Origin of the sequence: Nonomuraea solani, assembly GCF_900108335.1 — a bacterium.
Lineage (GTDB): Bacteria > Actinomycetota > Actinomycetes > Streptosporangiales > Streptosporangiaceae > Nonomuraea > Nonomuraea solani.
The window spans coordinates 914,056-937,348 of sequence record NZ_FNVT01000002.1; the positions used below are offsets into that span (position 1 = coordinate 914,056).

Below are 23,293 nucleotides of genomic sequence, written 5' to 3' on the forward strand. Positions count from 1 at the left end.
CGAGGAGAGGAGTGCCGGCCATGTCATCCGCACCGAGCTCTACCGCCGCCAGGGAACGCGACGAGCAGGTCGCGAGCAAGAGTGCCTACCAAGCGGTCATCGAACGCCTGTCGAAGGCGTCGGTGGACAAGCACTGGGAGCCGTACCGGGACATTCCGTGGGACGACCCGGAGTTCCTCGTCGATCCGGCCGATCCGCGCTGGGAGCTGCCCGAGGCCGACCGGCTGGGCGGCCATCCGTGGTACCGCAGCCGCTCCCCCGAGGTGCGCGCGCGGATCGGGCTGTGGCGGGTGGCCACGGCCATGAAGATCGGGCTGCAGTTCGAGAACCTGCTCAAGCGCGGGCTGCTCAACTACGCCTACCGGCTGCCGAACGGGGCGCCGGAGTTCCGTTACGTCTACCACGAGACCATCGAAGAGGGACATCACGGGATGATGTTCCAGGAGTTCGTGAACCGCACGAAGCTTCCGATTCGCGGCATGCCCCGGCCGCTCTCGCTGATCGCCCAGATCGCGCCCTGGATCCCGCTGATCTCCACCGAGCTGTTCTTCGTCTTCGTGCTGGGCGGCGAGGACCCGATCGACCACGTGCAGCGCAAGGTGCTCAAGGACGCCAGGAAGCACCATCCGCTGGAAGAGACGATCATGCGCATCCACGTCGCGGAGGAGGCCAGGCACATCTCGTTCGCCCGGCACTATCTGCGCAACCGGGTGCCGCGCATGCCCGCGTACCGGCGGCTGCCGCTGGGTGTCCTGTCGCCGATCATCCTCGGCGTGATGGCCCGCATCATGCTCGCGCCGCCCGGGGCGATGATCCGGCGCTTCAAGATCCCCGTGCACGTGGTGTCCGAGGTCTACCTGCGCAATCCGGCCGCCCAGCAGGACATCCGCGACTCGGTCGGCAAGACGCGCGAGCTGTGCGCCGAGATCGGGCTGATCAATCCGGTCACCCGGCGCGTCTGGCAGATCATGGGCATCTGGGCCTAACGCGTGTCGGGCCGCCTCGCCGTCAGGACCTCGGTCACCGTCATCTGCTCCCACGTGCCCGCCGGGTTGAGGGCGAGCAGCGCCTTCCTGGCCGCCTCGGTGAAGGCGCCGAGCCGGTCGCCCAGGCGGGCGGGGGCGGTGTAGGAGTAGGAGAGCTGCAGGCCGAGCACGTCGTCGAGGTCGTAGGTGCGGCGCTCCCGGTAGCGCGCCGCGTCGAGGACGCTGAACGGCGAGGTGGCGAGCACGTCGTCGTGGTGCTCGCCGGTGGCCTGGTAGGAGTTGGTGGCGGTGAAGGTGCTGACGCCGAACTCGTCGCGTACACGCCGCATCGCCGGCTCCCAGGCCTCTTCCACGGGCTCGCGGGACGGGCCGATGAGCGCGACCACGCCGTACGGCGGCAGCAGCTCGTCGAGCTGCGCCAGCACCGCGCGGCGGTCCATCCAGTGGAACGAGCGGCCCATGACGACGTGCTGGAACGGCGGCAGATCGGCCAGCGTCGTCGAGTCGCCCCTGAGCCAGCGGATGTTGCCCGCCTTGGCGGCCAGGCGCCTGCCCTCGGCGAGCATCTCCTCGTCCGGGTCGACCGCCAGGACCTCGCGGACGCGCCGGGCCAGCGGGATGGCCACGGTGCCCGGGCCGCAGCCGAGGTCCAGCACGGTGGCGTCCGGGCCGAACGTCATCGCCAGGTGCTCGATGGCCGGATCGCCGTGGCCGGCCCGGTATTTGACGTAGTAGGGAGCCGCGCCGCCGAATAGGTCTTCCATGGATGGGACCATATACAGGTTCGAGAAGTGTTCGATGGAAGGTTCTGATCTGTGAGGCGGCTACTCACGGTCCTGCTGCTCGCGCTCGCCGCGGTGGGGGTGACCTACTCGCCGGCGCGGGCGCACAACGTCCTGGTCGGCAGCGACCCCAAGGACGGGGCCACGCTGACGGCCGCGCCCGGGCGGGTGACGCTGGTGTTCGACCAGGCGGTACGCCAGGGGTACGCGCAGGTGGGCGTGACCGGGGCGGACGGGTCCGCGTGGGCCGACGGGAGCGCCGTGGTGGCGGCCGAACGGGTGTCGGTGAAGCTCAAGCCGCTGCCGGGGAGCGGGTCCTACGTCGTGGGCTACCGGATCCTGTCGGCCGACGGGCACCCGGTCAACGGCAAGATCACCTTCACCCTGACGCCGGCCGCCACCGGCGCCACCACCCAGGGCTCCCCGGCGGACGGCGCCACCGCAAACGGCACGACCACAAACGGCGCCACCGAAACCGGCGCCACCGGAACCGGCTCCGATGCGGCGGCCGCTGAGGCGGCGGCCAACGGCGGCGCGGGGATGGCCGTGGTCTGGATCGTGGGCGCGCTCCTGGTCCTGGCCGCCGGCACCGCGGTGGCCCTGCGCCGCTCGGCCCCCACGGCCCCCACGGCCGCGGCGAAAGAGGCCGAGGAGACGCGCGCGTGACGGTCACCGCTCCTTCGCCGGCGGTTCAGCGGGTCGGCGGGCGGCATGTCGCCGGGGCGTTCGGGGTGTGCGCGGTCGTCGCGACCGTGGCGGCCAGTTCGTTCACGGCGCAGGCGGCCGTTCCCGGCATCCCGATGCCGGGCCCCATCGTGGTCTACGGGCTGCCCATCGTGCGGGTGCTGCTCGACCTGGCCGCCGTCGCCGTGGTCGGGCTGAGCCTGCTGCCCAAGCTGCTCGGGTTCGACCGCCCGGAGCGCACCGAGCCGGTCCTGCTCAGGGTGCGGCCGCTGGCCGTGCTGGCCGCCTGGGCGTGGGCGATCTGCGCCCTGCTGGCCATCGTGTTCCAGGCCGCCGAGCTCAATCCCGGCGCCGTGCCGACGTTCGGGATGATCGCCGACTATGTCGGGAGTGTCGGCACCGGTCAGGGCCTGCTGTTCAGTGCGGCGTGCGCGCTGGCGGCGGCCGGGATCGGGCTGATGGCGGTGCGGTTCGGGGAGAAGGTGCCGGCCGAGCTGCGGGTGATCGTGGCGTTGTTCGGGCTGCTGCCGATCCCGGTGACCGGGCACGCGGTGAACTCGATCTGGCACGACCCCATCATGGTCTCGATGGAGATCCACGTCATCGGGGCGGCGGCGTGGGCGGGCGGGCTGGCGGCGACGGCCGCGTTCGTGGCGCCGCACCGCGATCTGCTGGCCGTGGTGCTGCCCAAGTTCTCCAGGATGGCCACGGTGTGCCTGCTCCTGGTCGCTCTGTCGGGTTTGATCACGGGGCTCGGCACGATGGCGCTGACTCCGGGTGTGACGCTGCCGGACGCGATCGTGACCAGCCACTACGGGCTGCTGGTCGTGGTCAAGACCGTGCTGGTGGCGCTGCTGGTGCCGGTGGCCGCGCACATCCGCTTCCGGCTGCTGCCCGCCATCCGCCGCGGGCAGGCCACCGCCCTGGTGGGCTGGGCGGTGGCCGAGGTGTCGGTGATGGGCCTGGCGTACGGGGTGGCGGTGGCGATCACCCGCGCCTCGATCGCCTAAGTCGTCGCCGGGGCGGCCACGGGGGTGGGCAAGGTCTCGTGGGGGTGGGGTTTGCGGCGGCTCACGAGCCATTCGGCCGCCAGCCAGGCCGCCATCAGCCCGAGCCCGGCCCACACGGCCGACGACGTGGCCAGCGGGGGTGCCCCGAGCAGCCCTTCCTGACCCTTGAGGGCGCCGTACACCGGGCCCATGACCGCGTTCTGCACGATCAGCGCGCCGTAGGCGCCGGCCGTCACCCCTGCCGCACCCAGCAGGGCGCGTACGGCGGGAAGGCGTACCAGGAAGGCCACGTCGACCAGCAGCCCGGCGGCGACCAGGAAGAACGGCACCGCCGACGGCGGGAAGCCGGTGTAGGTGAGCAGCGGCCAGGCCACCGTCCTGACGGCCACGTAGCCGCCGGCCACCAGCGTGGCGGCGCCGAACCTGCCGATCAGCAGCCTCGCCACGACCAGCACCGACAGCCCCGCGACCACCGCGTAGACGGGGTAGAGGTAGTCGGGCACGGGCAGCGTGAAACCCACCATCATGGCCCGGTCGATGGGCCGCTGCATCTGGTCGGCGGCGAACTGCAGCAGGATCTGCTCGGCGTAGGTGGCCCGGTTGTCCCAGGCGCCGAGCGACAGAATGCCGTATTCCTGGTGCTGCTCGGGGAAGTGCATGTTCTCCAGGAAGAACGCGAAGAACGCCCCCAGCACGACCAGCCGCTCCCGGCCGGGCGGCGCGCCCATGAACCAGCCGCGGATCACGCCCGCGATCATGAAGAGCGTGCCCACGTACAGCATGATGTGGGACGGGCTCCACGAGGTGATGTCGAGGCCGTTGACGCGGTGGTTGATCAGGTCGAGCGGCACCGCGACGAGGAAGATCCCGGTGCCCCACTGGATCAGCCTGAGCGCGGCCTTGTCGACGCCGTAGCCGGTGTAGCCGTGGATCACGGTCAGGGCGACGGCGAGCGCCGTGCCGGCGGAGTTGAGCAGGTGCGGCGGGGCGAGGTCGTCACGCAGCCACTTGAAGTGCCACGAGACGTCCCAGGCCGAGCCGAGCACCTTGAACGTGAACGCCACCAGCCAGCCGTAATAGAGCACTCGGAACAGGTCGTGCGGCGTCTCGCGCCCGGCCTGCCCTCGGGTCCAGTACGGCAGGGCCCATTCGGCGGCCTTCTTGAAGGATGCTGGAGACTTCACGGGAGTGAATCTTACGGTCCTTGGGGACACTGCTCCGCGATGCCCCGTTCGACGGATTCGTGATCTCCCTCGCTGGCACAATTCCCGACATGTCATTCCATATCAGGACAGCTCTCCCCGACGACGCGGACGCGATCGAAACGGTGCGGATGGCCACCTGGCGCGTCGCCTACGCCGGGGTCATGCCGCGGTCGCTCCTCGACGGGCTGGAGGTGCGGCCCGAGCAGGTGCGCGCCCGCTCCGAAGCCCTCGCGACCGGCTCCGCGTCGGGCATGGTGGCCGTGCGCGACGGGCTCCTCCAGGGCTTCAGCCTGTACGGCCCCAGCCGCGACGACGACATCCCCGGCATGGAGGTGTACGCCCTGTACGTGCTGCCGGCCGAGTTCTCGACCGGCATGGGACGGGCCCTGATGACGGCCACCATGGAGGAGATCACGGCGGCGGGCTGCCCGGAGGCCGGGCTGTGGGTGCTGGCCGAGAACGCGCGGGCGCGGCGGTTCTACGAACGCTACGGGTTCACGCCGTCGGGGCGGACGGTCAGGCGGGGCGATCCGCCGCTGGACGAGGTCCACTACCGGCTGCCGCTCGCAGGGAGTAGATGAGGGGGAAGCGCGGACGGCCTTCGGGAAAGCGGTATTCCCCGCCGCTTTCGACCAGCGACGCGAAGCGCGGAAAGTAGGTCTGGCCGTGCTCGCGCAGGAACTCGACCCGCAGCCCCGCCGCCGCCACCGCGCTGACGACGTCGCCGAGCGTGTGCCGGAACTGCACGGAGGTCTGGTGCTCCAGAACCTCGTCCCCCGTGTAGGTGTACGGCCACTCCCACACGTGCGGCCCACGGTCGAAGTAGTCGTGGGTGACGGTGGTGCCCGTCTCGTCGTCCAGGAGGTCGGTGAACGGGTGGAACTCCGCGAGGTAGAGGAACCCGCCCGGCTTCAGCAGCGCCGCCACCGTCTCGGCCCAGCGGGTGAGGTCGGGCAGCCAGACCAGCGCGCCGATGCCGGTGTAGACGATGTCGTACGTCTCGCCGAGCGCCCTCGGAGCGTCGTAGACGTCGGCGGTGACGAACCTCGCCGGGATGCCGCACTCGTCCGCGATCGCCCTGGCCTGCGCGATGGCGGCCTCGGAGAAGTCCAGGCCGGTCACCTCGGCGCCGAGCCTGGCCCAGGCGAGCGCGTCGAGGCCGAGGTGACACTGCAGGTGGGCCAGGCGGCGGCCGGCCACCTGGCCCACTTCGGCCACCTCGAACGAGCGCAGCGGGCTGCGGCCGGCCTTGAACCCTTCGACGTCGTAGAAGTCGCTGCCGACGTGGATGGGCACGCGTGAGTCCCAGTTGGCCCGGTTGAGCTGCAGATAGTCCATGACCGCGAGCGTAGGCGGGTGATCATCGTAGGCGCACCGGCTTTTCTCAGCGGCGGCTCAGGCGCACCGGAAGGTGTTTGAGGCCGTTCTGGAAGTTGGACGTGAGCCGCGCCGGGCTGCCGGCGAGCTCGACGTCCCAGGCGAGCAGTTCCGTGAAGACCGACCGGAACTGGGCGCGGGCCAGGTGCGCCCCCAGGCAGAAGTGCGGGCCGAAGCCGAAGCTGACGTGGTCGTTGGGGGTGCGCGCGATGTCGAAGCGGCCGGGGTCGGGGAAGACGGCCGGGTCGCGGTTGGCGGCGGCGTGGTAGACGACCACCTTGTCGCCCGCTCCGATGCACTGCCCGCCGAGGGTGAGGTCGCGGGTGGCCGTCCGGCGGAAGTGCATGACCGGCGGCCAGAAGCGCAGCATCTCCTCGATCGCGCCGCCCAGCAGCGACGGGTCCGCGCGCAGGCGGGCCAGCTCGGCGGGGTGCTGGAGGAGCGTGAGCAGGCCGCCGGGGATGCCGTTGCGCAGCGTCTCGTTCCCGGCGACGGCGAAGAGGAAGAACATGTTCTCGAACTCGGCCCCGGTCAGCCCGCCCTTCAGCATGGCCGACATGACGGACTCGCCGTCCACGGGGTCGCCGGCCAGGGCGTGCGCGTAGGCGTACAGGTCGGCCAGCGCGGCCCTGGAGCGCGGGTTGACGCCGGGCGCGGGCTCGGTCCTGGCGGCGAGGGCCAGGCGCCCCATGGGGCTGAGGGACGCGACGTCGGCCGTGGACAGGCTCGCGTAGTCGGCGTCCTGGTAGCCGATCACCCGCGACGCCCAGTCGTACAGCAGCCGCCTGTCCTGCGACGGCACGCCCATGACGTGCGCCAGCGTCCACACGGGCAGGTCGGCGGCCACCTCCACGAAGTCGCACTCGCCCTCGGCGAACAGCGCCGCCGCCCGCGCGGCGATCGTGCGCTCAAGGGCCCGCACGGCGCGCGGTGTGAAGGCCGCGGCCACGATCCTGCGCAGCCTGGAATGGTCAGGCGGGTCCATGTTCAGCATCTGGGCCTGTACGAACTCCAGGTCGGCCGGGGTGTCGGGGTCGCGGATCTGGGTGGCGCCGGTGCGGGAGGAGAAGTCCTCAGGGGTACGCAGGACGTGCTTGACGTCGGCGTGCCCGAACACCGCCCAATAGCCCGGCCCCTCCCGCCACGGCCCGATGGCCGGCTCGGGCACCCGGCACACGGGCGAATCCCGCTGCAACCGGGCGAACAACTCGTACGGCACAGCCGTCTCGTACGTAGACGGGCTGAAGATTTCGACCACCATCGCGCACCCTCCCGACATCGGCGCCTCCAGCGTGCATGATGGGCCCGTGACTCCCAAAGAGGCAGAGGCGATCCTCCAGGAATACTTCGCCCCCTGGGTCAAGCGGCTCGGCTTGCGCGTGGAGGAGGTGGGCGAGCGGCACGCCATCGTGCGGCTGCCGTGGTCCGGCGATCTGGCCAGGTCGGGCGGCGGCATGTCGGGGCAGGCGATGATGGCGGCCGCCGACACGGCCACGGTCGTCGCGATCTCGGCGGCGCGCGGCGGGTTCGTGCCGATGACGACGGTGCAGCAGAACACCACGTTCCAGCGGCCGGTGGTGGGCCAGGACGTGCTGATCGACGTCCGGATCACGAAACTGGGCCGCACGCTGGCCTTCTCCGAGATCACGCTGCGCGCCGAGGGCGGCGGCGACACGGTGGCGCACGCGACGACGGTCTACGCCGTACAGGGCTGACGATTACCTCGCGGGTAATCGCCACGCCGCACGTCCGTGAGCAGACTGGGGGCCATGACGACGCGTGAGACCGTGACGGAGTTGCTGGGCAGGATCGGCGAGGGCGACCACGACGGGGTGGCCGAGATGTTCGCCGAGAAGATCGACTGGCAGCTCGACTGGCCCGAGGAGGGGCATCCGTCGGTGCCGTGGATCCGCCCCCGGTCGGGGCGCGATGACGTGGCCGAGCATTTCCGCCTGCTCTCGGAGTATCACGTGCCCGAGCTGAACGGCACGTCGGTGACCCGGATCCTGGTGGACGGCGACGACGCGGTGGTGTTCGGCCATCTGGCGCAGACGGTCAGAGCGACCGGCACGGCCTACACCTCGCCCTTCGCGCTGCACCTCACGGTCGAGAACGGACTGATCACCCGCTACCACATCTACGAGGACAGCCTCACGGTGGCGCGCGCCCTTTCCTGAGCAAGATCATCGTCTCAGGGATCTCTCAGGTGCGGAAAGTAGGCTGCCCGCATGAAGCGTGTGGCCGCCCTGGTGGTGGCGCTCGCCCTCATCGGGGTGACGACGTGGCTGGTATGGCCGTCCGATCCCGGGGTGCGGGGCCAGGACCAGAAGATAACCGTCGTCGACGGACCCGACGACGACCAGCGAGTCGAGCTCGACGCGACGTTCTTCCCGCCGCCCGATGGCGGGAAGGCGCCGGTCGTGCTGCTCGCCCACGGTTTCGGCGGCAGCAAGCAGAGCATGCGGGCCCAGGCGGTCAGCCTCGCCGAGCAGGGTTACGCCGTGCTGACGTGGTCGGCGCGCGGGTTCGGCCGCTCGACCGGGCAGATCGCGCTCAACTCGCCCGACTACGAGGTCAAGGACGTCAAGCAGCTCATCGACTGGCTGGCCAAGCGGCCCGAGGTCCGGCTCGACGCCCCGAACGACCCGCGCGTCGGCATCGCGGGCGGCTCGTACGGCGGCGCCATCGCCCTGATGACGGCGGCCCACGACCGGCGGGTCGACGCGATCGTGCCGCAGATCACCTGGTCCGACCTGGCCGACGCGCTGTTCCCCAACGGGACGGCGGGCTCTGAGACGAGCGGCGTGTTCAAGCGCATGTGGGCCGGCATCTTCTTCGGCCAGGGCGTCTCCCTGGACACGACGTCGCTGCTCGGCGGCGGGCAACGCCAGGCCGCCCAGCCGCTGACGCCCGAGCAGGCGCGCTGCGGCCGGTTCCTGCCCGAGATCTGCGACATCTACCAGCGGGTCGCCACCGACGGCCAGGCCACCGACGAGGCCATCGCCCTCCTGCGCAAGTCCAGCCCGATCACCGTGGCCGGGCAGATCAAGGCGCCCACCCTGCTCATCCAGGGCCAGCGCGACTCGCTGTTCCCGCTGAGCCACGCCGACGCCAACGCCAGGGCCATCGCCGCCGCCGGCACCCCGGTCAGCCTGGCCTGGTTCGACGGCGGGCACGACGGCGGCAACGGCGAGGCCGACTGGCTCGCCGAGCAGACCTCGGCCTGGTTCGCCCGCCACCTGAAGCGGGACGAGTCGGCCCCCGCGGTCAGCGCGTTCACGGTGACGCGCGACGGCGGCCGCGACCCCGGCACCCGCCAGCGCATCCGCCTGCACCCGGAGGCCGCCTCCTACCCGGGCCTGGCCGGCACCGACACGACCACCGTCGAGCTGACCGGCCCCGGCCAGAACATCGTCAGCCCGCCCGGCGGCGCGCCCGCCTCGGTCTCGACCGTGCCCGGCATCGGCGGGCTGCTGGGCGGGCAGAGCGGCGGCGCCGGGTTCTCGCTCGACATGCCAGGCCAGAGCGCCACGTTCGAGTCCGCGCCGCTGACCGCCCCGCTGCAGCTCACCGGCAGCCCGTCCGTCAAGGTCAGGGTGTCGGGCGCCAAGGGCGAGGCGACGCTGTTCGCGAAGCTGTACGACGTGGCCGGCACCGCCCAGCCGCCCGCCCTGCCCGCCGGGCTCGTCTCGCCGGTCCGGGTCACGATCCCCGAGGGCGCGGGCGGCGCGGAGGCCACGATCGCGCTGCCGGCCGTCGACTACCGCTTCGCCGTGGGGCACCGGCTCCGGCTGGTCGTGACCACGACCGACATGGGCTACGCGACGCCCGCCGAGCCGGCCGCGTACCAGGTCTCCCTGGTCTCCCCCGCGCTGGCGGTCCCCACGGTCCGCACGCTGGCCGCGCCGCCTGCCGGGGTGGCGTGGTGGGTGTGGGCGATGCCGCTGGCCGCCGTCGTGGTCGCCGGTGTGCTGATCGCGACGGGCCGCCCGCACCACCGCGCGACGGACGGCGGGGACGAGGACGTGCCGCTGGAGATCAGCGGGCTGAAGAAGGCGTACCGCAACGGTGAGCTCGCCGTGAACGACCTGTCGTTCCGGGTCGAGAAGGGCCAGGTCCTGGGCCTGCTCGGGCCGAACGGCGCCGGCAAGACGACCACCATGCGGATGATGATGGGCCTCATCCAGCCGGACGGCGGCGAGATCCGCATCTTCGGCGACCGCGTGACGCCGGGCGCGCCCGTGTTGTCCAGGCTCGGGTCGTTCGTCGAGGGGCCCGGGTTCCTGCCGCACCTGTCCGGGCGCGACAACATCGAGCTGTACTGGGCCGCCACCGGCCGTCCCGCGGCCGACGCGCGCTTCGAGGAGGCGCTGGAGATCGCGAACCTGGGCAAGGCGCTGGACCGGGCCGTGCGCACGTACTCGCAGGGCATGCGCCAGCGGCTGGCGATCGCGCAGGCCATGCTCGGGCTGCCGGACCTGCTCGTGCTCGACGAGCCCACGAACGGGCTCGACCCGCCCCAGATCCGGGAGATGCGCGAGGTGCTCAAGCGGTACGCGCGCGACGGCCGTACCGTGATCGTGTCCAGCCACATGCTGGCCGAGGTGGAGCAGACCTGCAGCCACGTCGTGGTCATGCACCGCGGGCAACTGGTGTCCAGCGGCCCGGTGTCGCAACTGCTCAGCTCGTCGGCCCTCGGTAACGGGCACGGGCCGCGCCTGGAAGACGTGTTCCTCGACCTCATCGGAGACAAGGCATGACCGCCGCGACCGGTTACGCGCCGCGCCACACACTGCCGCTGCGGGTGGAGATCGTCAGGCAGTTCAAGCGGCGGCGGACGCTGGTCATGTTCGGGCTGCTGCTGGCGCTGCCGTGGATCCTGGTGATCGCGTTCCAGTTCGGGCCGCAGCCGAACCAGCCGGCCCAGTCGTCGCTGCGCATCTCTGACCTGGCCACGGAGAGCGGCCTGAACTTCGCCGCCTTCGCCCTGTCGGTGTCGGCCAGTTTCCTGCTGGTGGTGGCGGTCGCGCTGTTCTGCGGCGACACCGTGGCCAGTGAGGCGAACTGGTCGTCGCTGCGCTACCTGCTGGCCGCGCCGGTCCCCCGCGACCGGCTGCTGCGGCAGAAGCTGGTCGTCGCGCTCGGCTACTCGGCGGCGGCGGTGATCTGCCTGCCGCTGATGGCGCTGCTCGCGGGCACGCTGGCGTTCGGCTGGGACGACATCAGGGTGCCGATCACGGGCGAGACGATCCCGGCGCTGGACGTGCTGCCGCGCTTCGGCATCGTGATCGGGTACGCGCTGGTCAGCCAGCTCGTGGTGGCCGCCCTGGCCTTCCTGATCTCGACCATGACCGACTCGCCGCTGGGCGCGGTCGGCGGGGCGGTGGGCCTGTGGATCGTGTGCACCATCCTGCAGGCCGTCGAGGCGCTAGGGGTGCTGCGCGAGTTCCTCCCCACGTTCTGGAACACCGCCTGGCTCGACGCCCTGGCGCCCGAACTGGACTGGAGCGGCATGGCCAAGGGCGCCTCGGTGTCGGTCACGTACGCGGCCCTGCTCCTCGCGCTCGCCTTCCGCCGCTTCCGGCGCAAGGACGTCGTCAGTTGACCCCGGCCGCTGGCGCCCCCCGCGCACCTCGGCGCGGGGGGCGCTAGCGTCCCAAGTGTGGCTGAACGGCCTCCGCCCTTTGTTGATCCAGATCCCTGGCTGAGGCGAATAGCCGGATGCGTGTGATGTGACGGGGAACCAACATCAGTGGTTTCTGGGGGAATCGACATGGGGGACTTCTTTGGCACGCTCAAACGCCGGATCGACGGCAACGCCCAGCGGGTTGTCGAGGCGTGCATGGACGAAATTTCCGACTACAAGGCCATCGCCGCCGAGGCGAGGGAATCGATGATCGAACTCGCGGTGATCATCAGGCGCCGCACGATCGATCTGGTGGAGGCGGACGAGCCGTTACCGGACTCCGAGCTGGCCTTCATCGAGTCCGCCGGCGAACAGCGGGCGGCACAGGGCGTGTCGGTGGTGTCCTACCGGCACGCCCTCGCGCTGCACGCCGGGGCCACGCTGCGCGAGATGTCGGAGGCGGCCGAACCGTCCGACGTCGACGACACCGTCCTCATGCTCGACTGGCTCGACCGGTACGGCGTGGCGGCGGCCGAGGCTCACACCCGCGGCTACTTCAGGGGCCAGGAGCCTCTCCTGCCCGTCGTCGCCCGGGTACGCAGGCTCGCCACGATGCTGCTCAACGACGACGACATGGCGAGCGCGCTGGCCGGCAGCGTCGGCATGCCGCAGGCCGAGCACTACGTGGTGACCGTGATCCGGATCGCCGACCGGCGGCCGCGGCTGTCCAAGGCGCACCGGGAGGAGATCACGCAGACGCTGCTGGACCGGCATCGGCTGCCGCTCCTGTGGGGTGAGCCCGACGAGGTCGTGGCGCTGGTCCCGTGCTCGGGCGCCGACCCGCGCGGTACGGCGGCGGCGGAGGGCCTGGGGCTGGAGGTGGGCCGCGACGTGGCCGAGGCGATCGGCCGGCCCTGCTCGGTCGGCATGGCCGTAGGCAGGGTCGGCGCGCTGGCCCAGCCGGCGATGCTGGCCCGGCAGGTCAGCCGGGTGGCGCCGGTCGAGAAGGTGCCGCTCCGGTCCTACAGCGCGGCGGACATGTTCCCCGAACTGGGGGCCGCGCGGACGCCGCAGGTGGACGAGTGGCTCAGGGAGATGGCGCGGCGGTTGTCCAGCGGGCCCGAGCTCGTGACCACGCTGGACGCCTACTACCGCAACGACATGAACCGGCTGCGCACGGCGACGTCGCTGCACATCCACCCGCGCACCCTCGACTACCGCCTGCGCCGCGTGCAGGAGCTGGTCGGGATCGAGCCGGGCAGCACGCGCGGCGTGCGGGTGCTGAGCACGGCGGTGGCCCGGATCCTGGCCGGCGCGTGGAACGATCCAAGGAGGTAAGTAGGGGACCGGGGAGGGCCGGGTGCCGTATCCCGCACCCGGCCCTCCCTTTCACGGCCTGCGGTCGTAGATCCCAACGGACCACTCGGCGCCCTCGCCCGGTCCGCCGAGCTGGGCCGCCAGCCCCTCGGGCATCGTCCCCACGGACTCGTGGTCCCAGGGGCGGCCCTCACACCTGCCCTCGCGCCGGTCGGCGGCCTTGCAGCCGGCGCCGGGCCCGTCCCCGCCGCCCGCGATCGGCGCGTCGGCGGGGAACATCCAGATCTCGATGCCCTGCGGCCGCTCCAGCCACCCCGGCTGAATGGACCGCGTGTCGTACTGGCTGTCCAGGACCGGCCCCTTCCGGTCGCCGCAGCGGCCGAAGTCGCTCCATCCCTCCTTGTCGTCGATGGAGCGCACGAGCACCCACGTCTCCGGGTCGGCGCAGCGGATGGCGGTGCCGGTGTTGACGGTGGTCGGCTGGAACACCACCTGCACCCCCTGGCCCCACGAGCGGTGGGTCTCGCTGTGGATCAGCGACACGGGCCCGCCGATCGAATCGTTCACGGTCCGCGGCAGTCCGGGGCCCGTGACGACCCGCGCCGACGATCCCGTGACGGGATCGGCGCCGAGCCCGAACGGCTGCGTGCCCGCCAGGATCGCGACCGCCGCGGCGGCCCCCGCCAGCACCGCGCCCGCCGTCGTCCGGCGCCGCCGCCGTGCCCGTGTTCCCCGCCGCCTGATGTCGTCCAGCTCGGGCGGGCGCCCGCCGTCGCGCGTGCTGTGCTCGGCGAACACCGTGCGCAGATCGTCCTCGGTGTAGTTGCTCATCGATGGGCCTCCAGCTTCAGGTCATGGAGAGCGGGATCCACGCGAAGGCGCGCCAGCGCCCTGCTGAGCTGCTTCTTCACGGTGCCGGCCGAGCAGCCGAGCACGCCGGCCACCTGCTCCGGTGTCAGGTCGTCGAAATAGCGCAGGACCAGCACCGCCCGCTGCCGCCTGGGCAGCTCGCCGACCGCCGCCCAGAGGGCCGAGCGCTCGGCCACCGCCGTGCCGAAGTCCGGCTCGGCCGGCCCTTCCGGCATGGCCTCGGTCGGCACCTCGCCGCGCCAGCGCCGCCGCCACCACGAGGCGTGCGTGTTGACCAGGATCCGGTACACGTACCGGTCCGGGTCGGTCTCGATCTTGTGCCACACCGCCCACGCCTTGACCAGCGCGGCCTGCACCAGGTCCTCGGCCGTGGCCCAGTCCCGGGTCAGCAGGAACGCCGTCCGGCACAATCGGTCGTGCCGCTGCGCGACGTACTCGGCGAACCCATCCGCCATCGTGTGTCCTCCCGTTCGTGCCGCTCTCAAGGAGTACTACCGGGCGGCACGGTCACCTGGGTGACAAGAGGGCCCAGTCACCTGGGTGACAAGAGGGCTCAGTCACCTGGGTGACAAGAGGGCTCAGTCCGTTTCGCTCCAGCCGAACGCCTTGCCGACGGCCTTCTTCCAGCCCGCGTAGCCCTGCTCGCGCTGCTCCTCGCTCCACTCCGGCCGCCAGCGGCGGTCCTCGGCCCAGTGGGTACGCAGCTCGTCGGTGTCACGCCAGTAACCGACCGCCAGCCCGGCGGCGTACGCGGCCCCGAGCGCGGTCGTCTCGGCCACGGTCGGCCGGCTGACCGGAACGCCGAGAATGTCGGACTGGAGCTGCATGCACAGGTCGTTGGCCGTGACGCCGCCGTCCACCTTCAGCACGTCCAGGATCACCCCGGAGTCCTCCTGCATGGCCTCCACGACGTCCCTGCTCTGGTAGCAGATGGCCTCCAGCGTGGCCCTGGCCAGGTGGGCGTCGGTGTTGAAGCGCGACAGGCCGACGATGGCGCCGCGGGCGTCGGCCCGCCAGTAGGGGGCGAACAGGCCGGAGAAGGCCGGCACGAAGTAGATGCCGCCGTTGTCGCGTACCTGCCTGGCCAGGGTCTCGCTCTGGGCGGCGGAGGTGATCACGTGCAACTGGTCGCGCAGCCACTGCACCGCCGAGCCGGTCACCGCGATCGAGCCCTCCAGGGCGAACACCGCCGGCTGGTCGCCGAACTTGTAGGCCACGGTGGTGAGCAGGCCGCTCTCGGAGCGCACGCGGTCGGTGCCGGTGTTGAGCAGCAGGAAGTTGCCGGTGCCGTAGGTGTTCTTGGCCTCGCCGGGCGCGAAGCAGACCTGGCCGACGGTGGCGGCCTGCTGGTCACCGAGTGCCGCGGCGATCGGCACCTGCCCGCCGAACGGCCCGTACGGGAACGTGACCCCGTAGCCGGACGGGTCCGCGGACGGCAGGATGCGCGGCAGCATCGCGCGCGGGACGCCGAAGAAGGACAGCAGCTCGTCGTCCCAGTCGAGGGTGTCCAGGTCCATCAGCATGGTGCGGCTGGCGTTGGTCACGTCGGTGACGTGGGCGCCGCCGTTGACGCCGCCGGTGAGGTTCCACAGGGTCCAGGTGTCGGTGGTGCCGAAGACGGCCTCGCCGCGCTCGGCCGCCTCGCGGACGCCGTCCACGTTCTCGAGGATCCACTGGATCTTGCCGCCGGAGAAGTACGCCTCCGGGCGCAGGCCCGTACGGTCGCGGATGACCTGGCCGCGCCCGTCGCGTTCCAGCGCGGCGGCGATCCGGTCGGTCCTGGTGTCCTGCCAGACGATCGCGTTGTAGTACGGGCGGCCGGTGCGCGGGTTCCACACGACCGTGGTCTCGCGCTGGTTGGTGACACCGACCGCGGCCAGGTCGGTGTCGTGCAGCCCGGTGCGCTGGAGCGTGGACTGGATGACGGCGGCGGTCCTGGTCCAGATCTCGATCGGGTTGTGCTCCACCCAGCCGGCTCTGGGCAGGAGCTGCTCGTGTTCGAGCTGGTACTTGGCGACCTCGGCGCCCTCGTGATCGAAGATCATGAAGCGGGTGCTCGTGGTGCCCTGGTCGACGGCGCCGACGAAGTCGGGCATAACGTTCTCCTCAGTCGGACGGCTTCCCTCAGTCGGACGGCTTCCCTCAGTCAGACGGCTTCACTGTGTCGCGGTCCTCGCCCTGCGGCAGGAAGCGGGCGATGGCCGCCTGGTAGAGGCCGGCGCCGATGAGCCCGCCGAGCAGCGGGCCGATGATCGGGACCCAGAAGTAGAGTGACCCGTACTGATCTCGCCAGGCGCCGCCGTAGCCGGTCAGGAAGCTGGCCAGGCGGGGGCCGAAGTCGCGGGCGGGGTTGATCGCGTAGCCGGCGGCGGTGCCGAACGACATGCCGATCCCGACGACGAGCAGGCCGATGACGAACGGGCCCAGGTTCGCGCTGGGCGCCATGTTGGCGGTGTCGGACAGGGCGAAGACGACGAAGAGCAGGATGGCGGTGCCGATGATCTGGTCGCGCAGCGCGCCCCACGTGCCGAACGGCAGGGTGCCGTTGCCGGGCAGGGTCGAGAAGACGCCCTGGGTCTTGATCGTGTGGCCCGGGTCGACCATGGTCAGGACCTCGGTGAAGTTCCAGCGCACGATGAGCGCCCCGGTGAAGGCGCCGGCGGTCTGCGCGGCCACGTACGGCAGCACCTTGTGCCACGGGAAGCCGCGGAAGGCCGCGAACCCCAGCGTGACGGCCGGGTTGAGGTGGGCGCCCGTGGTCCGGCCGGCCACGTAGACGCCGAGCGCGACGCCGATCCCCCAGGCCCAGGCGATGCTGTCGTGGTCGCCGAGCCCGCCCGCGACCACCTGAGCGACCACTCCGGCGCCGAACAGGATGAGCACCATCGTGCCCGCGAACTCGGCGATCAGCTCGCCGGTCAGGCTTCTCCGGCCGAGACGTCCCGCCACCCGCCACCTCCCCCGCACGTTCAAGAGCGTTGGGTGCCCTTCCCCGATTCAGGGGAAGACATACGGCCCGCTCATGATATGTAACGGAAAGTGACCGTTAGATGGTGCGGGTGAAGGTGACCAGGCTGGTGCCGAGGCCGTTGTAGCCCGGGACGGGGCCGCCGACCTCGAAGCCCATGCGGCGGTGGAAGGCGATGGAGGTCTCGTTGACCGGCGCGGTGACGGCCTTGACGACGTGGCGGCCGTGGGCGCGGGCCACGTCGAAGAAGCGCTCGTACATCGTGCGGGCCAGGCCGCTCTTCCTGGCGTCCGGCGAGACGCCGACGAAGTGGATGTACGCCTCGCCGGGCAGCGCCGGCGAAGGGAAGCCGACCAGGAAGCCCGCCATCCCCTCAGGGCCTTCGGCGATCAGGCTCGTGTGGTGGAAGTGGTCGAGGAAGAGCCGCGGGATGATGGCCAGGACCGGCCGGCCCCACCAGTCGTCGGCCACGGCGGCGATGGCGTCGTAGTCGGCGGGGGTCGCCGCGCGTAGCGAGTGCGTGACGCTCAGCCCCAGTGCGGAGGCTTGTTGTCGAGATGGAAGGCGTCCTGGTCATCCTGCCGCCAGTCGCCCCATCCCAGGTCGGTGTCGTCCGCCGTCTGCTCAGGTAGAAAATCGTCCACGGAGACATGCTACCTAGAAGTACAAACCCATACCCAGCGTGTCCGCAGGTCCAAGGACACCCGCAGGGTGCGGCGGTACGATGCGTAGGCAGGTGTCGCCTACCCCCCGTGAGGCTGCCCATGGCCACCCCGACAGGCTGGCGGCGAGAAGGCAATCTACCGGCGGAGCTCACGAGCTTCATCGGCCGGACCCGTCTCCTCGCCAACCTCAGACGGCACCTCGGCGAGTCCCGCCTGGTGACCGTGACCGGCATCGGGGGCGTGGGGAAATCGCGCACCGTGCTGCGCCTGGCCCACCAGGTGCGCTCGCAGTATCCCGACGGCGTCTGGTTCGCCGACCTGGCCCGGCTGCAGGACGCGGGCATGGTCAAGCACACCATCGCCTCGGCGCTCGGCATCGCCGACCAGTCCTCGCGGACCGAGTCGGAGTCGCTGTCGGAGTGGGTGGGCGAGCGCGACATGCTGCTCATCATCGACACCTGCGAGCATCTCGTTCAGGGGTGCGCGGAGCTGGTCCACGAGCTGCTGGAGGCGGCGCCCAACCTGAAGGTGCTGGCCACCAGCCGCCAGTCGCTGCACCTGCCCTACGAGCACGTCATCCCCGTGCCGCCGCTGCAGGTGCCCGGCGACGACCCGGCGGAGAGCCTGTTCACCAACGAGTCCGTGCAGCTCTTCTCGGCCAGGGCCGGGGGCAGCGTGCCCGACTTCGTGCTCGACGAGGAGAACATCGGCGCGGTCGCCGAGCTGTGCCGCCGCCTCGACGGCATCCCGCTGGCGATCGAGCTGGCCGCGGTGCGGCTGCGGGCGCTGTCGGTGGAGCAGATCCTGGGCCTGCTGGCCGACCGGTTCAGCCTGCTGGCCGGCGCGAGCCGCACGGCGCTGCCCCGGCACCAGACGCTGCGGGCGGCCATCGGCTGGAGCCACGAGCTGTGCGAGCCGGCCGAGCGGCTGCTGTGGGCGCGGCTGTCGGTGTTCGCCGGCGACTTCGAGCTCGACGCCGCCCGGTTCGTGTGCTCCGACGGGCGGCTGCCGTCCGAGGACATCACCGACCTGGTGACCGGGCTGGTGGAGAAGTCGATCCTGCTGATCAGGAGCAACCACGCCGGCGTGCGCTACAAGCTGATCGACACCCTGGCCGAATATGGCGAGGAGTGGCTCGACAAGCTGGGGCAGGCCGAGCAGATGCGCCAGCGGCACCTGGAATATTACCTGAGCCTGGCTCAGCGTAGTGAGGACGCCTGGTCGGGGCCGCGGCAGATCTACTGGTTCGTCCGGATGCGGCAGGAGCACGACAACGTCCGGGTCGCGCTGGAGCACGCGCTCAAGACGCCGGGCAAGTCGTCGCTGGCGCTGACGCTGCTGTCGTCGTTGTGGTTCATGTGGGTGTGCTGCGGTTTCGTCCGCGAGGGGCGGCTCTACCTGGAGCGGGCTCTCGACGCCAACCCCACCGTGAGCAAGGAACGTTGCAAGGCCCTGTGGGTGCTGTCCTACGTCAAGAGCGCCCAGGGTGACAGCGCCGGGGCGTTGAAGGCGGCCGAGCAGTGCAGCACCGAGGCCGTGCGGGTGGGCGACTCCAGGGCGGTGATCCTGGCCTCGAAGATGCAGGGCACCGCGGCGCTGCTCCAGGGCGACCTGCAGAAGGCCAGCGCGCTGCTGGGCGTGGCGATCGAGTTCAACACCGACAACAAGGAGCTCAACCCCGGTCTGCTGCCCGCCATCGTCGAGCTGTCGCTGGTGCTGTCGGCGCAGGGCGAGCTCTACGAGGCCGAGTCGCTGCTGCAGGACTGCCTGCAGGTGTGCAGGGAGCGGGGCGAGCTGTGGGTCAGCTCGTACGCGCAGTGGGCGATGTCGCTGACCAGGCTGGGGTCGGGGCGGCACGACGACGCGCTGCAGAGCGCCAGGGAGGGGCTGCGGATCAAGCGGCACTTCCACGACACGCTCGGCACCCTGCTGGTGCTGGAGACGGTGGCGCGGATCTTCGCCGCGCTGGCGAAGCTGACCGAGGCCGCGAAGCTGCTCGGGGCGCTGCAGCAGAACTGGAAGACGGCCGGGCTGCCCCAGCTCGGCGCGCCGTTCCTGACCGAGGATCACGACGCGTGCATCAGAGACTGCATGCGCCGGATGGGTGAGCTGGCCTACAAGAGCGCGTTCGAGGAGGGCGCCCGCCTCGACCTCGATGAGGCGTCCACGCTCGCGCTCGAAGACGCGGACGCCTCTGGCGAGGGCTGATTCCTAGACGGCCTGCGGCCAGCGGGTGTCGTCGGGCCAGGCGTGCAGGTAGCGCGCGCTGGCGAGGGAGAACTCGATGTGGCCGCGTACCCAGTGTTCGAGGCCGCGGACGTATTTGCGGACCGGCAGCGGCGCCCACTGCTCCAGCGCCGAGCGCCGGTGGATGAAGGCGGCGATGGCGTCGTTGTGCATCTGCGACACCTCGCGCAGCGCTTCCTGCACCGTGAGGGTCTTGTGCGTGGCCAGGACCGTGACCAGGTTGTGCCTGGCCTTGTCGTTGCCGCGCTCCTTGGCGTACGAGAGCAGGTCGTTGTCCCAGCCGATGAGGTCGCAGGCCAGGTCGGACAGGGTGCGGACGTCGGGGTGGTGCCACTCTTCCGCTTCGAGCCGGTAACCGCCGCCGACGTCGATGAGGGCGAGGCAGGTGTACGTGGCCCCGGTGATGCGGCGCATCAGCACGTAGTCCTCGGGGGTCGGGATGAGGTCGACCTCGCGGTTGGCCGCCTCCCAGATCTGGGCGAACAGATATTCCTTCACGGTGATCCGCCAGCGGTCCACCTGTGCGGGGGTGGCCGCTTGCGAGATCCGGTGCAGGAGTTCGGTGAGCGCCAGGCCGAAGGGGTCGCCGGCGTCGGGTGCCCGCCGCCCGTCGAGGATTTCGAGGAGCGGCGGCAGGGCCCGGGCCAGCGCGGAGGCCCGGTGCCCCATGAGCCCGCCTTCGCAGAACGCGTCGTCGAAGGCGAAGAGCCAGTTGTACCAGTCGTTGATCAGCCGGAGGCTGTCACGCGGCACGGCGGGGTTGGTCCGTGCGGCGAGCAGGCCGATCTGGGAGCGCCGGAAGTGCTCGAGGGTGTCGGCGCCTTTGAGCATGTTTGAGGCGGCCAGCCATGTGTGACTCTCCTCGTCGACCTCTGACGCATGAACGTTGATCTCATTCGCGAACGGACATGGCAGCGGAGGGATGTGGAGCGGTCGCCTGCTGAAGGAGTGCGCAGAAGTAGCCACGCCATCCAGCATGACTATGGACTGTTCGAAAGGCCACACTCGACAACTTCGAGGCCTTTTATGCTTATTTCATATTATGAATCCCTTTGCGAGAACCATTGGATAAACTGGCCATTCGCGAACAATCGCCCCGTGGCGAAAACCAGCGGCTGACCGGCGGCGGGATCGGCGCCTCCGGCCCGCAACGCCCTGACCATGGCAGATTCCGCCGCGAAGAGCGCACCGGCGAATGGCGTCCGCGCCCGGCCCTGGGCACCGCCGTAATCGGCGCCGCTTGTTACAAGCTTGCGTACAGTCTCGGCGTGACCGTAATAAGCCGCTGGCATCAGCAAACTGTCACCTTTGCCGTTGGCCAGGCGAATCGGCATACGGATCCGCACACCGGCCGCCGCGCCGCCGTGCCACCGCCCCTGTCGCCGCCGTGCCGCCCGCCCTGGCCAGGCCGAACGGACCCTTCGAGCACCGGGGCTGTGGTCTTGCACCCTATTTTCCCTAGATAGGGTGCCGTGCACGGAATCGTTCCGACGCGCCGTAGGTTCTGGAGAAGAGTACCTAGGGAAAGGCTGTTGAACCGTGTTCGACCCGAAGGACCTCTACAAGCTCGCAGACGACGCGCCCGAGCTGCCCGATCCGGTGTTGCTGTACCACTTCGACGGTTTCGTCGACGCGGGCGGCGCCGGACGCCTCGCGCTGGGCCACCTGCTGGCCGAGCTGGAGCACCGGGTCGTGGCGACGTTCGATGTGGACCGGCTGCTCGACTACCGGTCGCGCAGGCCCGTGATGACGTTCGACACCGACCGCTGGGTGGAGTGCGAAAGTCCTGAGCTGGCCCTGCATGTCGCCAAGGACTCGACGGGGACGCAGTTCCTGGTGATGAGCGGCCCCGAGCCCGACCGGGAGTGGGAGCTGTTCACGAAGGCCGTGGCGGCGCTGGTGGACCGGCTGAAGGTGAGCAAGCTGGTGACGTTGCACGGGATTCCGATGGCAGTCCCGCACACGCGGCCGCTCGGCATCACGATGCACGCCAGCCGGCCGGAGTTGATCAACGCCCAGACCAGCTCGTTCGGGCGGGTCCAGGTGCCGGGGAGTGTGGCGGCCATGATCGAGTTCCGGCTCGGGGCGCAGGGGCATGACGCGCTGGGTTACGCGGTGCACGTGCCGCACTATCTGTCGCAGGCCGAATACCCGACCGCCGCCGTGACGGGCCTGGAGGCCGTGACGCGGGGGACGGGGCTGGTGTTCCCGATGGACGCGCTGCGCGACGCGGCCCGCCGTACGACGACGGAGATCGAGGAGCAGATCCAGGCCTCGACCGAGCTGTCCACCGCGATCAGCGGGCTGGAACAGCAGTACGACGCGTTCGCGGGCGGCGCCGACCGCGAGAACCTGATGGCAGAGACCACCCCCATGCCGACGGGCGACGAACTGGCCGCCCAGTTCGAGCGCTTCCTCGCCGAGCGGGACGACGAGTAACCCTCTTTCTCCGGGGGATGGAGTGGCGCGCCGCCGGGGGCCCGGTAAGTGGATCGACGTTAGCCTGGGCGGATGAGTGAGATCCGGGTCGGCCTGGTCGGTTACGGCACCGCGGGGGCCTACTTCCACGCCCCGCTGATCCACGCCACCCCCGGCCTGACCCTGTCGGCCGTCGTGACCCGCGATCCCGGCCGGCAGGCCGAGGTCGCCGGGAAATACGGAGCGGCGGGGCTGAGCGACGTGCGCGAGCTGTGGGAGCGGTGCGACCTCGTCGTGGTCGCCTCACCCAACAGGACACACCTGGCCACGGCCGCGGCCGCGCTCACCGCGGGGCTGCCCGTGGTCGTGGACAAACCCCTCGCCAGGACCGCGGAAGAGGGGCGGGAGCTGCTGCGGCTGGCCGGGGAGCGGGGGCTCATGCTGACCGTGTTCCACAACCGGCGGTGGGACGGCGACTTCAGGACCGTGCGGCGGCTGGCCGGCGAGGGTGAGCTCGGTGAGGTGCGCCGGTTCGAGTCGCGGTTCGAGCGGTGGCGGCCGGTGCCCAAGGGCGGCTGGCGGGAGACCGGGGGCGAGGCGGAGATCGGCGGGCTGCTCTACGACCTGGGCAGCCACCTCGTCGATCAGGCCCTGCACCTGCTGGGGCCGGCGCGTGAGGTCTACTGCGAGAGCGACATCAGGCGTGAGGGGGTGGCCTCCGACGACGACACGTTCATCGCGCTGACCCACGCCGGCGGGGCGCGGTCACACCTGTGGGTGAGCTCGGTGGCCGCCCGGCTGGGGCCCCGGTTCCGGGTGCTGGGGTCTGCCGGGGCCTTCGTGAAATACGGGATGGACGTGCAGGAGGAGCGGCTGCGGGCCGGGTTGCCGCCGGGGGCGCCCGGGTTCGGCGATGACGAGGAGGACCGCTGGGGGATCCTGGGCACGGAGGAGGAGCAGCGGTTCGTGCGTACCGAGGCGGGGACTTACCTGGACTTCTACCAGGGGGTCGTGGCGGCGGTGCGTGAGGGCGCGCCGCCGCCGGTGGATCCGCTGAGCGCGATCGAGACACTGGCCGTCATCGAGGCGGCCCGGCTGTCGGCGACCCAGCGGATCGTCGTACATCTCGGATAAGAGC

Annotated in this window: 23 protein-coding genes; 12 read left to right on the forward strand and 11 right to left on the reverse strand. The window is 71.0% G+C overall.

The features are described 5' to 3' along the window. Positions 1 to 20 precede the first annotated feature (20 nt). Positions 21 to 986: an AurF N-oxygenase family protein gene (locus C4V41_RS09895; protein WP_103955443.1), complete on the forward strand. Its 966-nt coding sequence runs from the start codon at positions 21 to 23 to the stop codon at positions 984 to 986. Here C4V41_RS09895 and C4V41_RS09900 read toward each other — a convergent pair. Next, positions 983 to 1,750 (reverse strand): class I SAM-dependent methyltransferase, encoded by a 768-nt coding sequence (locus C4V41_RS09900; RefSeq protein ID WP_160150229.1) that lies wholly within the window; start codon positions 1,748 to 1,750, stop codon positions 983 to 985. The two genes, C4V41_RS09895 and C4V41_RS09900, sit on opposite strands and share 4 nt — an antisense overlap. A gap of 51 nt (positions 1,751 to 1,801) precedes the next feature. On the opposite strand from C4V41_RS09900, the gene C4V41_RS09905 reads away from it, so the two are divergent. Both C4V41_RS09905 and C4V41_RS09910 read left to right on the forward strand, forming a co-directional pair. Continuing rightward, the gene (locus C4V41_RS09905) at positions 1,802 to 2,434 is read left to right on the forward strand and encodes a copper resistance CopC family protein (protein ID WP_103955445.1); all 633 of its coding nucleotides are present in this window, start codon (positions 1,802 to 1,804) and stop codon (positions 2,432 to 2,434) included. After that, on the forward strand, positions 2,431 to 3,462 hold the full coding sequence (locus C4V41_RS09910; RefSeq protein ID WP_103955446.1) for a CopD family protein: 1,032 nt from the start codon (positions 2,431 to 2,433) through the stop codon (positions 3,460 to 3,462). The genes C4V41_RS09905 and C4V41_RS09910 overlap by 4 nt, the downstream gene beginning before the upstream one ends. Here the strand turns inward: C4V41_RS09910 and C4V41_RS09915 are convergent. Continuing rightward, complete coding sequence (locus C4V41_RS09915) at positions 3,459 to 4,646, reverse strand: hypothetical protein (protein ID WP_235030014.1); 1,188 nt, start codon at positions 4,644 to 4,646, stop codon at positions 3,459 to 3,461. The genes C4V41_RS09910 and C4V41_RS09915 overlap by 4 nt on opposite strands. Positions 4,647 to 4,735: 89 nt before the next feature. Between C4V41_RS09915 and C4V41_RS09920 the strand changes: the two genes are divergently transcribed. Further along, a complete protein-coding gene (locus tag C4V41_RS09920) occupies positions 4,736 to 5,248 on the forward strand; it encodes a GNAT family N-acetyltransferase (protein WP_103955447.1) in 513 nt (170 codons plus the stop codon). On the opposite strand, the gene C4V41_RS09925 is transcribed toward C4V41_RS09920, so the two are convergent. Together C4V41_RS09925 and C4V41_RS09930 are read right to left on the reverse strand one after the other, a co-directional pair. Then, on the reverse strand, positions 5,184 to 6,005 hold the full coding sequence (locus C4V41_RS09925) for a class I SAM-dependent methyltransferase (protein ID WP_103955448.1): 822 nt from the start codon (positions 6,003 to 6,005) through the stop codon (positions 5,184 to 5,186). The two genes, C4V41_RS09920 and C4V41_RS09925, sit on opposite strands and share 65 nt — an antisense overlap. Positions 6,006 to 6,051: 46 nt before the next feature. After that, a complete protein-coding gene (locus C4V41_RS09930) occupies positions 6,052 to 7,305 on the reverse strand; it encodes a cytochrome P450 (protein ID WP_103955449.1) in 1,254 nt (417 codons plus the stop codon). Positions 7,306 to 7,351: 46 nt separating this feature from the next. Here C4V41_RS09930 and C4V41_RS09935 point away from each other — a divergent pair, with 46 nt between their 5' ends. The 5 genes from C4V41_RS09935 to C4V41_RS09955 all read left to right on the forward strand — a co-directional run bounded on the left by C4V41_RS09935 (position 7,352) and on the right by C4V41_RS09955 (position 13,008). Further along, positions 7,352 to 7,759: a PaaI family thioesterase gene (locus C4V41_RS09935; protein WP_103955450.1), complete on the forward strand. Its 408-nt coding sequence runs from the start codon at positions 7,352 to 7,354 to the stop codon at positions 7,757 to 7,759. Positions 7,760 to 7,813: 54 nt separating this feature from the next. After that, complete coding sequence (locus C4V41_RS09940) at positions 7,814 to 8,221, forward strand: nuclear transport factor 2 family protein (RefSeq protein WP_103955451.1); 408 nt, start codon at positions 7,814 to 7,816, stop codon at positions 8,219 to 8,221. 51 nt (positions 8,222 to 8,272) lie between these two features. Further along, positions 8,273 to 10,804, forward strand: a complete 2,532-nt coding sequence (locus C4V41_RS09945; RefSeq protein WP_103955452.1) for an alpha/beta fold hydrolase — start codon at positions 8,273 to 8,275, stop codon at positions 10,802 to 10,804. Next, entirely contained in the window at positions 10,801 to 11,649 is an 849-nt protein-coding gene (locus tag C4V41_RS09950) for an ABC transporter permease (RefSeq protein WP_103955453.1), read from the forward strand. The genes C4V41_RS09945 and C4V41_RS09950 overlap by 4 nt, the downstream gene beginning before the upstream one ends. A 168-nt stretch (positions 11,650 to 11,817) precedes the next feature. Beyond that, the gene (locus C4V41_RS09955; protein ID WP_103955454.1) at positions 11,818 to 13,008 is read left to right on the forward strand and encodes a PucR family transcriptional regulator; all 1,191 of its coding nucleotides are present in this window, start codon (positions 11,818 to 11,820) and stop codon (positions 13,006 to 13,008) included. A 51-nt stretch (positions 13,009 to 13,059) separates the two neighbouring features. Here the strand turns inward: C4V41_RS09955 and C4V41_RS09960 are convergent, their stop codons facing one another. The 5 genes from C4V41_RS09960 to C4V41_RS09980 all read right to left on the reverse strand — a co-directional run bounded on the left by C4V41_RS09960 (position 13,060) and on the right by C4V41_RS09980 (position 17,296). Beyond that, positions 13,060 to 13,818 (reverse strand): hypothetical protein, encoded by a 759-nt coding sequence (locus tag C4V41_RS09960; RefSeq protein WP_103955455.1) that lies wholly within the window; start codon positions 13,816 to 13,818, stop codon positions 13,060 to 13,062. After that, positions 13,815 to 14,312 carry a SigE family RNA polymerase sigma factor gene (locus C4V41_RS09965; protein WP_103955456.1) on the reverse strand — a complete coding sequence of 166 codons (498 nt, stop codon included), beginning with the start codon at positions 14,310 to 14,312 and terminating at the stop codon, positions 13,815 to 13,817. The genes C4V41_RS09960 and C4V41_RS09965 overlap by 4 nt, the downstream gene beginning before the upstream one ends. A 123-nt stretch (positions 14,313 to 14,435) precedes the next feature. Next, a complete protein-coding gene (glpK, locus tag C4V41_RS09970; RefSeq protein ID WP_103955457.1) occupies positions 14,436 to 15,953 on the reverse strand; it encodes a glycerol kinase GlpK in 1,518 nt (505 codons plus the stop codon). Positions 15,954 to 15,999: 46 nt separating this feature from the next. Then, complete coding sequence (locus C4V41_RS09975; protein WP_103955458.1) at positions 16,000 to 16,806, reverse strand: MIP/aquaporin family protein; 807 nt, start codon at positions 16,804 to 16,806, stop codon at positions 16,000 to 16,002. Positions 16,807 to 16,903: 97 nt separating this feature from the next. Next, positions 16,904 to 17,296: a GNAT family N-acetyltransferase gene (locus C4V41_RS09980; protein WP_235030015.1), complete on the reverse strand. Its 393-nt coding sequence runs from the start codon at positions 17,294 to 17,296 to the stop codon at positions 16,904 to 16,906. A gap of 281 nt (positions 17,297 to 17,577) precedes the next feature. On the opposite strand from C4V41_RS09980, the gene C4V41_RS09985 reads away from it, so the two are divergent. Further along, the gene (locus tag C4V41_RS09985) at positions 17,578 to 19,698 is read left to right on the forward strand and encodes an ATP-binding protein (RefSeq protein ID WP_235030016.1); all 2,121 of its coding nucleotides are present in this window, start codon (positions 17,578 to 17,580) and stop codon (positions 19,696 to 19,698) included. Between the two features lie 3 nt (positions 19,699 to 19,701). Here the strand turns inward: C4V41_RS09985 and C4V41_RS09990 are convergent, their stop codons facing one another. Then, entirely contained in the window at positions 19,702 to 20,568 is an 867-nt protein-coding gene (locus C4V41_RS09990) for a terpene synthase family protein (RefSeq protein WP_103955461.1), read from the reverse strand. A gap of 209 nt (positions 20,569 to 20,777) precedes the next feature. Next, complete coding sequence (locus C4V41_RS60640; RefSeq protein WP_146103605.1) at positions 20,778 to 21,071, reverse strand: ankyrin repeat domain-containing protein; 294 nt, start codon at positions 21,069 to 21,071, stop codon at positions 20,778 to 20,780. Between the two features lie 205 nt (positions 21,072 to 21,276). Between C4V41_RS60640 and C4V41_RS09995 the strand changes: the two genes are divergently transcribed. Both C4V41_RS09995 and C4V41_RS10000 read left to right on the forward strand, forming a co-directional pair. Beyond that, positions 21,277 to 22,176 carry a proteasome assembly chaperone family protein gene (locus C4V41_RS09995; protein ID WP_103955462.1) on the forward strand — a complete coding sequence of 300 codons (900 nt, stop codon included), beginning with the start codon at positions 21,277 to 21,279 and terminating at the stop codon, positions 22,174 to 22,176. Positions 22,177 to 22,248: 72 nt separating this feature from the next. After that, the gene (locus C4V41_RS10000) at positions 22,249 to 23,289 is read left to right on the forward strand and encodes a Gfo/Idh/MocA family oxidoreductase (RefSeq protein WP_103955463.1); all 1,041 of its coding nucleotides are present in this window, start codon (positions 22,249 to 22,251) and stop codon (positions 23,287 to 23,289) included. Positions 23,290 to 23,293: the final 4 nt, after the last annotated feature.

Bases quoted from the DNA above. Each gene is read 5' to 3' on its own strand.
- C4V41_RS09895 (WP_103955443.1), top strand. From the start codon at position 21: ATGTCATCCGCACCGAGCTCTACCGCCGCCAGGGAACGCGACGAGCAG.
- C4V41_RS09900 (WP_160150229.1), bottom strand. From the start codon at position 1,750: ATGGAAGACCTATTCGGCGGCGCGGCTCCCTACTACGTCAAATACCGG.
- C4V41_RS09920 (WP_103955447.1), top strand. From the start codon at position 4,736: ATGTCATTCCATATCAGGACAGCTCTCCCCGACGACGCGGACGCGATC.
- C4V41_RS09925 (WP_103955448.1), bottom strand. From the start codon at position 6,005: ATGGACTATCTGCAGCTCAACCGGGCCAACTGGGACTCACGCGTGCCC.
- C4V41_RS09930 (WP_103955449.1), bottom strand. From the start codon at position 7,305: ATGGTGGTCGAAATCTTCAGCCCGTCTACGTACGAGACGGCTGTGCCG.
- C4V41_RS09940 (WP_103955451.1), top strand. From the start codon at position 7,814: ATGACGACGCGTGAGACCGTGACGGAGTTGCTGGGCAGGATCGGCGAG.
- C4V41_RS09945 (WP_103955452.1), top strand. From the start codon at position 8,273: ATGAAGCGTGTGGCCGCCCTGGTGGTGGCGCTCGCCCTCATCGGGGTG.
- C4V41_RS09950 (WP_103955453.1), top strand. From the start codon at position 10,801: ATGACCGCCGCGACCGGTTACGCGCCGCGCCACACACTGCCGCTGCGG.
- C4V41_RS09955 (WP_103955454.1), top strand. From the start codon at position 11,818: ATGGGGGACTTCTTTGGCACGCTCAAACGCCGGATCGACGGCAACGCC.
- C4V41_RS09960 (WP_103955455.1), bottom strand. From the start codon at position 13,818: ATGAGCAACTACACCGAGGACGATCTGCGCACGGTGTTCGCCGAGCAC.
- C4V41_RS09965 (WP_103955456.1), bottom strand. From the start codon at position 14,312: ATGGCGGATGGGTTCGCCGAGTACGTCGCGCAGCGGCACGACCGATTG.
- glpK (WP_103955457.1), bottom strand. From the start codon at position 15,953: ATGCCCGACTTCGTCGGCGCCGTCGACCAGGGCACCACGAGCACCCGC.
- C4V41_RS09990 (WP_103955461.1), bottom strand. From the start codon at position 20,568: ATGCTCAAAGGCGCCGACACCCTCGAGCACTTCCGGCGCTCCCAGATC.
- C4V41_RS60640 (WP_146103605.1), bottom strand. From the start codon at position 21,071: ATGCCGATTCGCCTGGCCAACGGCAAAGGTGACAGTTTGCTGATGCCA.
- C4V41_RS10000 (WP_103955463.1), top strand. From the start codon at position 22,249: ATGAGTGAGATCCGGGTCGGCCTGGTCGGTTACGGCACCGCGGGGGCC.